Origin of the sequence: Aeromonas sp. R7-1, assembly GCF_040908115.1 — a bacterium.
Classification (GTDB): domain Bacteria; phylum Pseudomonadota; class Gammaproteobacteria; order Enterobacterales; family Aeromonadaceae; genus Aeromonas; species Aeromonas caviae.
The window spans coordinates 1-12,990 of record NZ_JBFODD010000036.1 but is presented as its reverse complement, the minus strand read 5'-3'; the positions used below and the strand labels follow the sequence as shown (position 1 = coordinate 12,990).

Annotated in this window: 7 protein-coding genes, 2 tRNA genes and 1 pseudogene; 3 read left to right on the top strand and 7 right to left on the bottom strand. The window is 62.3% G+C overall.

Annotated features, from left to right (window positions below; all coding sequences use genetic code 11):
- Positions 1 to 27: 27 nt before the first annotated feature.
- From msrB to malQ, 4 genes are all read right to left on the bottom strand, one after another.
- The gene (gene msrB, locus AB5Y51_RS08140; protein WP_010672886.1) at positions 28 to 414 is read right to left on the bottom strand and encodes a peptide-methionine (R)-S-oxide reductase MsrB; all 387 of its coding nucleotides are present in this window, start codon (positions 412 to 414) and stop codon (positions 28 to 30) included.
- 56 nt (positions 415 to 470) lie between these two features.
- Entirely contained in the window at positions 471 to 2,609 is a 2,139-nt protein-coding gene (gene glgX, locus AB5Y51_RS08135; RefSeq protein WP_201970088.1) for a glycogen debranching protein GlgX, read from the bottom strand.
- Positions 2,609 to 4,786: a 1,4-alpha-glucan branching protein GlgB gene (gene glgB, locus AB5Y51_RS08130; RefSeq protein WP_010672884.1), complete on the bottom strand. Its 2,178-nt coding sequence runs from the start codon at positions 4,784 to 4,786 to the stop codon at positions 2,609 to 2,611. Before glgB ends, glgX begins: the two co-directional genes overlap by 1 nt.
- A gap of 82 nt (positions 4,787 to 4,868) precedes the next feature.
- Positions 4,869 to 7,058 (bottom strand): 4-alpha-glucanotransferase, encoded by a 2,190-nt coding sequence (gene malQ, locus AB5Y51_RS08125; RefSeq protein ID WP_368178261.1) that lies wholly within the window; start codon positions 7,056 to 7,058, stop codon positions 4,869 to 4,871.
- A 346-nt stretch (positions 7,059 to 7,404) separates the two neighbouring features.
- Between malQ and gap the strand changes: the two genes are divergently transcribed.
- Together gap and AB5Y51_RS08115 are read left to right on the top strand one after the other, a co-directional pair.
- Positions 7,405 to 8,400, top strand: coding sequence for a type I glyceraldehyde-3-phosphate dehydrogenase (gene gap, locus AB5Y51_RS08120; protein ID WP_010672882.1), 996 nt, complete (start codon positions 7,405 to 7,407; stop codon positions 8,398 to 8,400).
- Between the two features lie 105 nt (positions 8,401 to 8,505).
- Positions 8,506 to 9,366: a D-hexose-6-phosphate mutarotase gene (locus AB5Y51_RS08115; protein ID WP_042015770.1), complete on the top strand. Its 861-nt coding sequence runs from the start codon at positions 8,506 to 8,508 to the stop codon at positions 9,364 to 9,366.
- 70 nt (positions 9,367 to 9,436) lie between these two features.
- On the opposite strand, the gene nadA is transcribed toward AB5Y51_RS08115, so the two are convergent.
- Complete coding sequence (gene nadA / locus AB5Y51_RS08110; protein WP_010672880.1) at positions 9,437 to 10,510, bottom strand: quinolinate synthase NadA; 1,074 nt, start codon at positions 10,508 to 10,510, stop codon at positions 9,437 to 9,439.
- 142 nt (positions 10,511 to 10,652) lie between these two features.
- Here nadA and AB5Y51_RS08105 point away from each other — a divergent pair.
- Positions 10,653 to 12,757, top strand: a pseudogene (locus AB5Y51_RS08105) (methyl-accepting chemotaxis protein).
- A 47-nt stretch (positions 12,758 to 12,804) separates the two neighbouring features.
- On the opposite strand, the gene AB5Y51_RS08100 reads toward AB5Y51_RS08105, so the two are convergent.
- Both AB5Y51_RS08100 and AB5Y51_RS08095 read right to left on the bottom strand, forming a co-directional pair.
- Positions 12,805 to 12,880: transfer RNA gene (locus tag AB5Y51_RS08100), tRNA-Val, on the bottom strand.
- A gap of 19 nt (positions 12,881 to 12,899) precedes the next feature.
- A tRNA-Lys gene (locus tag AB5Y51_RS08095) sits at positions 12,900 to 12,975 on the bottom strand.
- Positions 12,976 to 12,990: the final 15 nt, after the last annotated feature.

The following is a 12,990-nucleotide window of genomic DNA, read 5'->3' as shown; positions in this document are numbered from 1 at the left end:
GGGAGGCGCCGCTGGTCGTGTCGGGGATCAGGCGTCGGGCTCGAAATCCAGGCTCAGGCTGTTGACGCAGTAGCGCTGGCCGGTCTCGGTCGGCCCGTCGGGGAAGACGTGGCCGAGGTGGGAGCCGCACTGACTGCAGGTGATCTCCACCCGCTTCATGCCGTGGCTGTTGTCCTCGGTGTAGGTCACCGTCCCCTCGATGGCCCGGTCGAACGAGGGCCAGCCGCAGCCCGCGTCGAACTTGGCTCCTGAGTGGAACAGCACCTGCTTGCAGCAGACGCAGTGGTAATCGCCGCTCTTGCGGTTGTGCAGCAGGGCACCGCTGTAGGGACGCTCGGTCCCTTTCTCCCAGCAGACGTGGAACTGCTCTGCACTCAGCTTGTCGCGCCACTGTTCAGGGTTGTTACTGCTCATTCCGGCTCCTCACCACTGATAACGGTGCCCAGCATACCCAGTCAGGGCGCCTGGCTCTACCCCGCCAGCGGGAACTGTGATCCCGTTGGCAACACGGCGACAACATCCGCTGCCACCACCCCTTCACTCGCCAGCACCGCCGCCGGGAGGGCGACCCGCTCCAGCAGCTTGAGGGAGTGGGCACGCCCCACCGCCACCTGCCGCTTGATGTCGTCCGGCAGGAAGGGCAGGCCGTCGTTGGTGGCGGTGTCGATGGTCTGGATCCACTCCATGCCCTCCCCCGGCGGCGGCAGGCGGAACTGGATGTCATAGTCGCTGGCGTTGAACAGCACGTACCAGCGCTCCCCGGTGCAGCCGATCATGCCGATGTCCATGGCAAACGCCTGCCCCATGGGGGCGTGCCAGTCCTGATCGGTGAGCTGATGGCCGTCCGGGTGATACCAGTTCACCTGGTGGCAGCTGGTCGCCTTGCCGTTCCAGCCGTCGTCGCTCAGTTGCAGGTTGGAGAAGACCCCGGACTCCGCCCGCAGCGCCATCATCTGGCGGGTGAAGGCGAGCAGCCGTTCGTCCTCCGGGCGCAGTTGCCAGTTCACCCAGCTTATCTGGTTGTCCTGACAGTAGGCGTTGTTGTTGCCGAGCTGGCTGCGGCCCATCTCGTCCCCGGCCAGGAAGTGGGGCGTCCCCTGTGACAGCAGCAGGGTGGCGATGAGGTTGCGCTTCTGCTGCTGGCGCAGGTTGTTGATGCGCGGGTCCAGGGTCGGCCCCTCCACCCCGTGGTTGCTGGAGAGGTTGTTGCCGTGACCGTCCCGGTTGTCCTCGCCGTTAGCCTGGTTGTGGCGCTGGTTGTAGGAGACCAGGTCCTCGAGGGTGAAGCCGTCGTGATAGCAGAGGTAGTTGACGCTGGTATGGGGGGAGCGCCAGTTCTTCGGGAAGAGATCCCGCGAGCCCACCAGACGGGTGGCAAAATCCCCCATCTTGCCCGCATCCCCGCGCCAGAAGGCGCGCACCGTGTCGCGGTAACGATCGTTGATCTCCAGCCATTGGCTCGGAAACTGGCCGAGACGATAGCCGAAGGGGCCGATGTCCCAGGGTTCGGCGATGAGCCTGACCCGCGCCAGCACGGGATCCGCCATCATGGCCTTGAAGAAGGCGCTCATGGGATCGAACTCCCCCGCTTCCCGCGCCAGGGTGACCGCCAGATCGAAGCGGAAACCGTCCACCTGCATCTCGGTGACCCAGTAGCGCAGGGCATCGAGCACCAGTCGCAGAGTATTGGGGTGATCCAGATTGACGCTGTTGCCGCAGCCGGTGACGTTGGCGTGGCGATGGTAATCCGGACCGTGGGCCCCCGACTCGAAGGCGTAGTAGCCCGCGTTGTCAAACCCCTTGAGGGAGAGCATGGGGCCGTCGAAGCCCGACTCGGCGGTGTGGTTGTAGACCACGTCCAGGATCACCTCGAGCCCCGCCCGGTGCAGCTCGCGCACCATGGTCTTGAACTCGGTCACCGCATCCTTCGCCCCGTAGCGCGGTTCGGGCGCGAAGAAGGCGATGGGATTGTAGCCCCAGTAATTGGTCAGCCCCAGCTGCTCGAGCCTGGGCTCGGACATGAAGGCCGCCACCGGCATCAGCTGGACCGAGGTCACCCCCAGCCCCTGCAGATGCTCGATCATCAGCGGGTGGCTGATGCCCAGATAGGTGCCCTGCAGCGCCTTGGGGATGCCGGGGTGCTGGCGGGTGAACCCCTTGACGTGGGTCTCGTAGAGCACGACCCGCTCCGGCGGGATGCCGGGCTTGCCGACCCCCTGCCAGTCGAAGGCATCGTCCACCACCACCGACTTGCCCACCATGGCCGCGCTGTCCCCCTCGTAGAGGGCATCGTCCCAGTGAGTGGCACGGCTGAGCGCCCGGGCGTAGGGGTCTATCAGCAGCTTGTCCGGGTCGAACAGCAACCCCTCCTGGGGAGAGCCATGCACCCGGTAGCCATAGCGCTGACCGGCCTTGACCCCGCGCACGTGGCCGAACCAGTACTGGCCGCGCCGACCGGGCAAGGGGAGACGCGCCAGCTCCTGCTCCTCTTCGTCGAACAGGCAGAGCTCTACCTTGTCCGATTGGGGAGCCCAGACACAGAAGTGGCAGCCCGTCTCGTCCAGACGAGCGCCAAGCGGGTGATCTACCCCGTTTTCCATTTCAAACATCAGGACTCCTGTTTGATGAACAAGGTCGCGAGCGGCGGCAAGTCCAGCACCAGGCTGTGTGCCATCCCCTGCCAGGGGGTCGCCTCGGCGACGAAGACCAGACCCACATCATAGTTGCTGCCCCAGTAATGCTCGCTGTCGGTGTTGAGCACCACCCGATAGCGACCGGCAGCCGGCACCCCGAGACGGTAACCGATGCGCGGCACCGGGGTGAAGTTGCAGGCCACCACCAGCGGATGGGCCCCCAGCTTGTCGGCCCGCAGCCAGGCGAAGATGCTGTTGTCCGCGTCCTGATGATCCAGCCAGCGGAAACCTCCCTGTTCATAATCCGCCTGATACAAGGCAGGTTCATGACGATAGAGGTGGTTGAGATCCCGGATCAGCCGCTGCTGGCCGCCGTGCCTGGGGTACTGCAACAGGTGCCAGGGCAGCTGGGCATCGTGATTCCACTCGTTGCTCTGGGCGATCTCGGTGCCCATGAAGTTGAGCTTCTTGCCGGGGTGGGCATACATGAAGCCCATGTAGGCGCGCAGGTTGGCGGCCTGCTGCCACTCGTCCCCCGGCATCTTGTAGAGCAGGGAGTGCTTGCCGTGGACCACCTCGTCGTGGGAGAGGGACAGAATGAAGTTCTCGTCATAGTGGTACACCATGGAGAAGGTCATGTCGTTGTGGTGGTAGCGACGGTGAATGGGCTCTTTTTGCATGTAGCTGAGGGTGTCGTGCATCCAGCCCATATTCCACTTGAAGCCAAACCCCAGGCCGCCGAGGAAGGTGGGACGGGAGACCCCGGCAAAGGCGGTGGACTCCTCGGCGATGGTCATGGCGTGGGGGTACTTGCCGTACACCTCCTCGTTGGTCCACTTCAAGAGGCTGATCGCCTCGTAGTTGTGGTTGCCGCCATCGACGTTGGGCACCCACTCACCGGCGTTGCGGGAATAATCCAGATAGAGCATGGAGGCGACCGCATCCACCCGCAGGCCGTCGATGTGGAACTTGTCGAGCCAGAACAGGGCGCTGGCCACCAGGAACTGGCGCACGGTGTCGCGACCGAAGTCATAGATGTAGGAGTTCCAGTCCGGGTGCCAGCCACGGCGCGGATCTTCGTACTCGTAGAGCGGCGTGCCGTCGAAGCGGGCCAGGCCGTGGGCATCGGACGGGAAGTGGGCGGGCACCCAATCCAGAATCACGCCGATCCCCGCCTGGTGGCACTGATCCACGAAGTATTTGAAATCGTCGGCCGTGCCGTAGCGACTGGTGGGGGAGAACATGCCCACCGGCTGGTAGCCCCAGGAGCCGCTGAAGGGGTGCTCGGAGACCGGCAGCAGCTCGATGTGGGTGTACTCCATCTCCTTGATGTAATCCACCAGTTCCACCGCCAGCTCGCGCCAGCTCAGGCTGTCGCCGTTGGAGTGACGCTTCCAGGAGCCCACGTGCAGCTCGTAGATGGAGAGGGGCTGCTCGCGCTTGTCATTGAGCTGACTCTCGCGCCAGGCGGCGTCCTGCCACTGGTACTGGCCGTGGTCATAGACCACGGAGGCGAACGAGGGGTACTGCTCGCTGTAGAAGCCTACCGGGTCGCTCTTGTGGGGCAGGCGGTTGCCCGCCGGGTCTTTCAGTTCGAATTTGTAGCGATCCCCGGCCTTGAGCCCCGGCACGAACAGCACCCAGTGGCCGCACTGGCTGCGCTGCATGGGGTGACGGCGGCCATCCCAGAAGTTGAAATCGCCGATGAGGCTCACCGCCGTGGCGCTCGGCGCGTAGACGGCAAAGCGTACCCCTTCCACCTGCTGGCCGAGGTGCGTCACGGTGCGCAACTGGGCGCCGAGGGTGTGGTAGAGGTTTTCCGGTTGCCAGGTGAGTTCCGCCAGCCCTTCCCAAGCGGCAGCCTGGAACTGATAGGGGTCGATGATGTCGGCACTGGCGTCGGCGTAGGTCGCGATGAGCTGGTAGGGGAAGGGATTCTTGCGGCGGGTGAAAACAGTTTCAAAGAGGCCCGCTTCGTCAGCGGCGGTCAGGGTGGCAACTATCTTGCCTGACTTGAGATCCCTGACCCGGACCTCGAGTGCATCGGGCAACCAGGCGGTGAGTTTCAGGCCTGGCCCATCCGGATTGGCCAGCAGGCCTAGATGGGAGAAGGGATCGGCACAGCGGGCGGCAACCAAACGTTCAACGGGCATCGACATTTCCTTTGATGGCTGAACATCCGCTTCGGCCGAAGCCGAAGCGGATGAAAGTGAGTCACATGTTGGCGTTCAAGGCTCAACGGCTGGCCTCGTCACGGGCCCGGCTCATCTTGCCCGCCAGATTCTTGAGCGCCTCGTCGGCGAAGATATCCTCCAGATCCCGGGAGAGCTTGCGACGCCAGTTGGGGTACTCGTAGCTGGTACCCGGCACGTTGACCGGCTTGTCCATCTCCAGCCAGTCTTCGAGCTGGGTGCTGAACAGGGCACAGCTGCCGCGGGACATGTGCAGTTGCAGACCGTGGTTGAGCTCGGTATTCATGCCGACCCAGTTCACGTCGTGACTGATATTGCCAGAGATGACCCCATGAGCATGCAGGCTGTCAAGGATCCGCTGCTTGGCCTGGTGGCGATCAGCATACAGGGTCTTGAGTACGTCTTCATCCGGGTACAGGCCCAGTTCGCGTCCCAGCGCCAGATCGTCGCAGTGCCAGAAGCCTTTGAGGGTCGGCATGTCGTGGGTGGTCAGGGCGGACATCGCCTGCTCGGCGTAGTGCGCCGGGGAGATGAAGCCACCATCGTCCTTGGAACGCTCGAAGAAGAACACCTTGTAGGAGTGGACGCCGTTCTCTTTCAGGGTCACGTCGATCCCCTCCGGCACGGTACCGAGATCCTCGCCGATCAGCAGACACTGGTTGCGGTGGGACTCGAGGGCCAGGATCCCCAGCAGATCGTTCACCGGGTAATAGATGTAGGCCCCCTTGGCGGCGGACTCTCCGGGCGGCACCCACCACAGGCGCAGCAAGGCCATCACGTGGTCGATGCGCAGGGCGCCGCAGGAGCGCATGTTGGCACGGAACAGATCCACCATGGGCTGGTAGGCGGCCTCGAACAGCTGGTTCGGGTTCATGGGGGGCAGGCCCCAGTTCTGGCCGAGGGGGCCAAGAATGTCGGGCGGTGCACCGACCGAGGCTTTCGGGCAGTAGAGATCCCGGTTTGCCCAGATCTCGGTGGAACCTTCGGAGACGCCGACCGCCAGATCCCGGTAGATCCCCATCACCATGCCGGCGGCCTTGGCGCGGGCATCGGCCCGGGCCAGCTGCTCGTCAGCCAGGAACTGCAGATAGAGATAGAAGGCCACATCCTGCTGGTGCTCGGCCATCCAGGCCGCCACTTCGGGGTTGTGGTAATCGCGCAGCGCCTCGGGCCAGACCGGCCAGCCCCAGGCATTCTCGCCCTTGGCATAGAAGTGGGCCTGCAGGGCGTCAAACGCTGCCTGCTGTTGCAGGCTGTCACCGCCGGCAGCCACGAAGGCATCTAACGCAGCCTGACGCTCGGCGCTGAAGCTGGCCTGGTCGAACACCTGGCGCAGCATCCCGATCTTGGTCTGGATGACGCCGGTGTAATCCACGTTGTCCTTGACCCGCAGGGAGGTGAGGTGCTGCTGGAAGGCCGGGCTCGCCACCTCCGCTTTCAGGCGATCGTTGCCCAGGAATTCGGGCACCGCTTCCACGTCGATATAGGCGACGTTGAGCCAGCGACGGGAAGAGGGGCTGTAGGGGCTGGCACTCTCCGGGTTCGCCGGATAGAGGGCATGAATGGGGTTGAGACCGACGAAGTGGGCTCCCCAGGCGGCGGCATTCTCAACCAGCTGGCCGAGATCGCTGAAATCGCCGATGCCCCAGTTGTGGCGGCTGCGCAGGCAGTAGAGCTGGACGCTCGGGCCCCACACCTTGCGACCATTGGCGATGGGCGCCTGCTTGTAGCAGGACTTGGGGGCAACGATGAGACGCATGGTGGCCAGCGGCTCGTCATTGCCCTCTTCCAGCAGGATGAGCTGGTGATAACCCAGCGCAGGCTGCACATCCAGGGTGACGCGATAGGCCTGACACTCCATCTCCTCGAACTCGGCCACCCCGACCAGCTCACCCTCGATGGGAGTGAGTTGACCGGACAGCACTGCACCCTGCTCCTGCTGGAGCTGCCAGGTGAGGGCATCGTTGACGAATTCGATGGGGAGGCGAACCTCAAGAGTAACGGCGTCGCCGCTGCGTACCACCATCACGGGATCCAGCGCGCGCAGCCAGTGCTGGCGGTGCTCCTGCTCAAGCTGTTCGGACAGGGCGGCCTCGTCATCGACGCGGTAGCCCATGGCGCCCAGCATGGCGGCCTTGCTCTCTTCCGATACCAGGGCCGGCTGGCCCCAGGCATCAACATACTCACTGGCAATGCCTTTGGCGGCAGCCAGCTGTTCAATCAGGGTGGTCATAGTTTGAGAATTCCCGCTGTGGATTCTGTCTACGCTATTTTGTGATTAATTTTTATGGTTGGTACTTGAACAGTGGCTCTTTGGCCATGCTAAACCGCGCACATTTTTACATATCTCCCCGGCTGGATGTGTGACCGGGCAGGCACTATTGTTGTTCTCTGCCACCGACTTTGCTGATGATGCATTCAACAAAAGTTGGTAGCCAGTTACATAAACCGAAAATAAATTTCACAGTTTTTCATGATATAGCGCAATTTCGCGCAGATTGTTGGTTGACTCGCGAGGGAGTTCTAGTAAATTTACAAACGGAATTTTCTTTGACTACTGAACAGTTAGGTAACCAATTATGACTATCAAAGTAGGTATTAACGGTTTTGGCCGTATCGGTCGTTTCGTTTTCCGTCTGGCCGCTGAGCGTGCTGACATCGAAGTGGTTGGTATCAACGACCTGATCGACGTTGACTACATGGCTTACATGCTGAAGTACGACTCCACTCACGGTCGCTTCAAGGGCACTGTTGAAGTCAAAGACGGCAACCTGATCGTCAACGGCAAAACCGTACGTGTTACCGCTGAACGTGACCCGGCCAACCTGAAATGGGGCGAAATCGGTGTTGACGTTGTTGCCGAAGCCACCGGTCTGTTCCTGACCGACGAAACCGCTCGCAAGCACATCGCTGCCGGTGCCAAGAAAGTCGTACTGACCGGTCCGTCCAAAGACGCTACCCCGATGTTCGTCATGGGCGTCAACCAGGATTCCTACGCTGGCCAGGACATCGTTTCCAACGCTTCCTGCACCACCAACTGCCTGGCCCCCATCGCCAAGGTTCTGAACGATACCTTCGGTATCGAATCCGGCCTGATGACCACCGTTCACGCTACCACTGCTACCCAGAAGACCGTTGATGGTCCGTCTGCCAAAGACTGGCGCGGTGGCCGCGGTGCGGCTCAGAACATCATCCCGTCCTCTACCGGTGCTGCCAAGGCTGTTGGCGTGGTCATCCCGGAACTGAACGGCAAGCTGACCGGCATGGCCTTCCGCGTGCCGACTCCGGACGTGTCCGTTGTTGACCTGACCGTCAACCTGAAGAAAGAAGCGTCCTACGCTGAAATCTGCCAGGCCATGAAGGCTGCCTCCGAAGGCGCCATGAAGGGCGTGCTGGGCTACACCGAAGACGAAGTGGTTTCCACCGACTTCCTGGGTGAGCGTCAGACTTCCGTGTTCGATGCCAAGGCTGGTATCCAGCTGAACAAGACCTTCGTGAAAGTCGTCTCCTGGTACGACAACGAAATGGGCTACTCCAGCAAGGTTCTGGACCTGATCGCTCACATCTCCAAGTAATTTGGGATGCGCAATCGCGTAGCTTGAAAAAAGGCGGCCAATGGCCGCCTTTTTGTATTCTGAATCACGGACCCTTTCTGAATGTCCCCGAGCACTGGAGCCTTTATGACACCGACACGTACGCTGACTGCCCACTGCACCCTGAGCCAGGATGGCCTGCCCCTGCTGACCATAGACAATGAGCACGCCAGGGCCGAGATAAGCCTGTTTGGCGCCCATGTGCTGCGTTACCAACGCCATGGTGAGCCGGCCTCTCTCTGGCTCAGCGACAAGGCGATACTGGATGGCAGCAAGCCCATTCGCGGCGGCATTCCCCTCTGCTGGCCCTGGTTCGGCCCCTCCCCCGCTCGCGTTGGCAGCGGCAAGCCGGCTCATGGCTTCGCACGCAACTGCCTGTGGACGCTGGATGGGGTCTCCGATCACGGGGATGGCACACTCGTCCACCTCTCCCTGCGTGACAACGATGCCAGCAGGACACTCTGGCCCCATGCCTTCGAGCTGGAGCTGGACGTACTGGTCGGCAAAGAGCTTTCCCTGGTGCTGACCACCCGCAACACCGGCAAGTCAGCGCTCACCTACAATGCCGCCCTGCACACCTACCTGCAGATCAGTGCGCCGGAAGCGGTAACCGTGACCGGCCTCGGCGAACCCTATCTGGACAAGCTGACCGGCCGAAACGAACTGCAACAGGGAGCGCTGACCGTCACCGCAGCCATGGATCGCATCTACCGCCAGCCCGATGCCATGGTCAGCGTGCAGGATGGTGAGCGCACCACCCGGGTGGTCAGCGGCAACCACGACAGCGTGGTGGTCTGGACCCCCTGGCAGGAAGGGGCCAGCGCCATGGCCGACATGAGTGACGACGGTTATCGCACCATGCTCTGTGTCGAGGCGGCCATCACCGCCGAGGACGGGATCACCGTCGCGCCCGACGAGGAGCACAGCTTCTCCACCGTCATCATCTGACGATACGGCTGACGGATAAATAAAGAGGGCTCCCGCGGGAGCCCTCTTTGCATCTTGCCATCAGAGTCAGTCAGGCGTTGCCCTGGGTCTTGAGCTTGAGCTCGGCGGCGAAATCCAGCATGCGGTCGAGCGGGACAAGCGCTTTGAGACGCAGTGCCTCATCCACATGGATCTCGTGACGCTCGGCACCGTCGGTCAGGGCTTCCTTGATGGCCACTAGGCCGTTCATCGCCATCCAGGGGCAGTGGGCGCAGCTGCGGCAGGTGGCACCATCGCCGCCGGTGGGCGCCTCCACCATCTCTTTCTCCGGGCAGGCCTGCTGCATCTTGTAGAAGATGCCGCGATCGGTCGCCACGATCAGTTTCTGCTGGGGCAGCTCTTTGGCGGCCTTGATGAGCTGGCTGGTGGACCCCACCGCATCCGCCAGCTCGATGACGGAGGCCGGGGACTCCGGGTGCACCAGCACGGCGGCATCCGGGTTCTGGGCCTTGAGCTCGCGCAGCGCCTTGGCCTTGAACTCGTCGTGCACGATGCAGTGACCCTGCCAGCGCAGCATCTCGGCCCCCGTCTTCTTCTCGATGTAGGCGCCGAGGTGTCTGTCCGGGCCCCAGATGATCTTGTGACCCTGACTGTCCAGATGTTCGACGATCTCCAGCGCAATACTGGAGGTGACCACCCAGTCGGCCCGTGCTTTCACCGCTGCCGAGGTATTGGCATAGACCACCACGATGTGATCGGGGTGGGCATCGCAAAAGGCGGAGAACTGGTCGATGGGACAACCCAGATCAAGCGAGCACTCGGCCTCCAGCGTCGGCATCAGCACCCGCTTGTGGGGGCTCAGGATCTTGGAGGTCTCTCCCATGAAGCGCACACCGGCCACGATCAGGGTCTGGGCTGCATGGTCGCGCCCGAAGCGGGCCATCTCGAGGGAGTCACCCACGAAGCCACCGGTGGCTTCTGCCAGGGCCTGGATCTCGGGATCCGTGTAGTAATGGGCAACCAGCACGGCTTGGCGCGCCTGCAGCAGCACCTTGATCTCGGCGATCAGGGTCGCCTTCTGCTCGGGAGTCAGGGGCTGTGGTTTGGCCGGGAAGGGGTAGTCCATCTCGACTACCGGCGGAATACTGCTCAGTGCATTGCTCATTGCGACTGTTCCATCAACGCTCGGGAAGGCCAAAATTATAACCAGAAGCCGTGCACAAACCCATCAACAAATCCAGTACAGTACAACTGTCAGGACCCGCTCCGACCATATCGTTGTCATTCTTGCCAAAAGGAGTTGTCGAATGAAACAACGTTCGCTCAAGACCAAGTTGTTGTTGCTCACGCTGGGACTTTTTCTCGCCAGTGGCGTCGCCATGACATGGATACAGTCCTCCTCGCTGAACGGCCTGCGCGATGACATCATGGCGCAGACCCGTGGCGCCCTGGAGCAGGAGGTTTCCCGTTCCCTGCAATTCCAGGCAGAGCGGTATGCCGTGCAGATCGAAGACCAGTTGCAGCAGGCCTATCAGATACCGCTCGGCATGGCGGCGCAGCTTGAAGGAAGCATGGCCCAGCCGGACCAGCGGCTGAGTCGCCCACAAGTGGAGCTCCTGCTTGGCAGCCGCCTGCGCCAGGCAAACGGGATCAGCTCCATCTACGCCCAGTTCGAACCCAACGGTTACGACGGACAGGACGCCGACTGGCAGACGGGCGCCAGCCATTCGGTTGCCGGTAAGGGCAGTCTCGAGGTCTACTTCACCCGGGAACAGAACGGAAACATCGCGCAACAGACCATAGATGCCGCCACCAGTGACGCCAAGTTCGACACCTCGCGCAATGAATTCGGCATTCGCAACAGCGAGTGGTATCTCTGCGGTCGCGAGACTCGTCGCCCCTGCCTGATGGAACCCTACCTCTACGAGATAAGCCCTGGCCAGAAGATGCTGATGACCAGCCTGACGGTGCCCGTCCTCAAGGATGGCAAGTTTGCCGGGATCACCGGGGTCGACATGAACCTGCCCATCTTCCAGCAACTGGCCGAGCACCTTGGCAAGAGCCTCTATGACAACCAGGCCGAGGTCACCCTGGTCAGCAAGGCGGGCTTCATCGTCGGCAGCAACCGCCATTCGGACAAACTGGGGCGTCCCCTGACAGAGGCCGGACTGGTTGCCCCGAATGGACGCCCCGCCGATACCGACAGCGATTTCATCTTGCAGCAGCCCATACGGATCGAGGCTGCCGACAACCAGTGGTGGCTGATGATCAAGGTGCCCAAGGCCCTCGCCCTCAGCCAGGCCAATACCATCAGCCAGCAGCTCGGCAGCCTGTTGCAGGCGACCCAGCAGCAGCAGCTGGTTGCCATCGTTGTCATCACCCTGGTGGCCCTGGGGCTGCTTGTCTGGTTCATCCAGACCATCACGGCGCCCCTCTCCCTCATCAGCCGCCACGTCTCCCACCTCGCCAGCAATGAGGGCGACCTGACCCAGCAGATGCGCATCGACACCCACCAGGAGCTCATCGAGCTGGGCAGGCATCTCAATGCCTTCCTCGGCAAGCTGAGGGCCATGGTGCAGGGCAGCAAGCAGATTGGGCAACAGGTGCATCAGCAGGCCAGGGGCATGAAGCAGACGGCCGATGCCATGCGCAGCAGCCTGGATGATCAGAGCCTGGAGCTGGAGAGCGTGGTCAGCGCCATGCACGAGATGAGCACCACGGCAGTCAGCGTGGCGGGCTATGCGGAACAGGCGGCGCAGGAGTCGGAAGCGGCGACCCACCATGTCAGCACGGCCCAGCAGACATTGAGCAGGGCCCGCAGCGAGATCCATACCCTGGTCGAGGACATGCATCAGGCCGACAAGGCGGTCGCCCAGGTCGCCCAGCGCAGCACCAATATCAGCCACATTCTCGATGTGATCCGGGCCATTGCCGAACAGACCAATCTGCTGGCCCTCAACGCAGCCATCGAGGCGGCGCGGGCCGGCGACATGGGCAGGGTTTTGCCGTCGTGGCGGACGAGGTGAGGGCGCTGGCCAACAAGACCCGCTCATCCACCGACGAGATAGGGCAGCTCATCGGCAGCCTGCAAACCGAGGTCACCAGCAGCCAGCAGTTGATGAGCACGGGGATCGCCCGCTCGGTGAGCACGGTTGAAGGCACGGAGCAGGCCTTCGAGGCACTCAATCAGGTGGTCACCCAGATCCAGCAGATCCATGATCACATCAGCCAGGTAGCGACCGCCGCCGAGCAGCAGAGTGCCGTGAGCGACACCATCAACCAGAACCTGATGCGCATCGGTGACGCCGCCACCACCCTGGGACAAGAGGCCAATGCCAGCCAGCGCCTGAGCGAGGCACTGGAACAGGCGGCCACCACCCTGGCAAGCGAGCTGGATCGACTGCGAACCTGATGGGAGACGGAAACGAAAAAGCCCGCATCGCTGCGGGCTTTTCAATATGGTGGTCGTTACTGGGCTCGAACCAGTGACCCCCTCCTTGTAAGGGAGGTGCTCTCCCAGCTGAGCTAAACGACCTGGGATATGACTGAAATGATGGTGGGTCGTGCTGGATTCGAACCAGCGACCAATTGATTAAAAGTCAACTGCTCTACCGACTGAGCTAACGACCCATCGAAATCATTTTT

Bases quoted from the DNA above. Each gene is read 5' to 3' on its own strand.
- msrB (WP_010672886.1), bottom strand. From the start codon at position 414: ATGAGCAGTAACAACCCTGAACAGTGGCGCGACAAGCTGAGTGCAGAG.
- glgX (WP_201970088.1), bottom strand. From the start codon at position 2,609: ATGTTTGAAATGGAAAACGGGGTAGATCACCCGCTTGGCGCTCGTCTG.
- glgB (WP_010672884.1), bottom strand. From the start codon at position 4,786: ATGCCCGTTGAACGTTTGGTTGCCGCCCGCTGTGCCGATCCCTTCTCC.
- malQ (WP_368178261.1), bottom strand. From the start codon at position 7,058: ATGACCACCCTGATTGAACAGCTGGCTGCCGCCAAAGGCATTGCCAGT.
- gap (WP_010672882.1), top strand. From the start codon at position 7,405: ATGACTATCAAAGTAGGTATTAACGGTTTTGGCCGTATCGGTCGTTTC.
- AB5Y51_RS08115 (WP_042015770.1), top strand. From the start codon at position 8,506: ATGACACCGACACGTACGCTGACTGCCCACTGCACCCTGAGCCAGGAT.
- nadA (WP_010672880.1), bottom strand. From the start codon at position 10,510: ATGAGCAATGCACTGAGCAGTATTCCGCCGGTAGTCGAGATGGACTAC.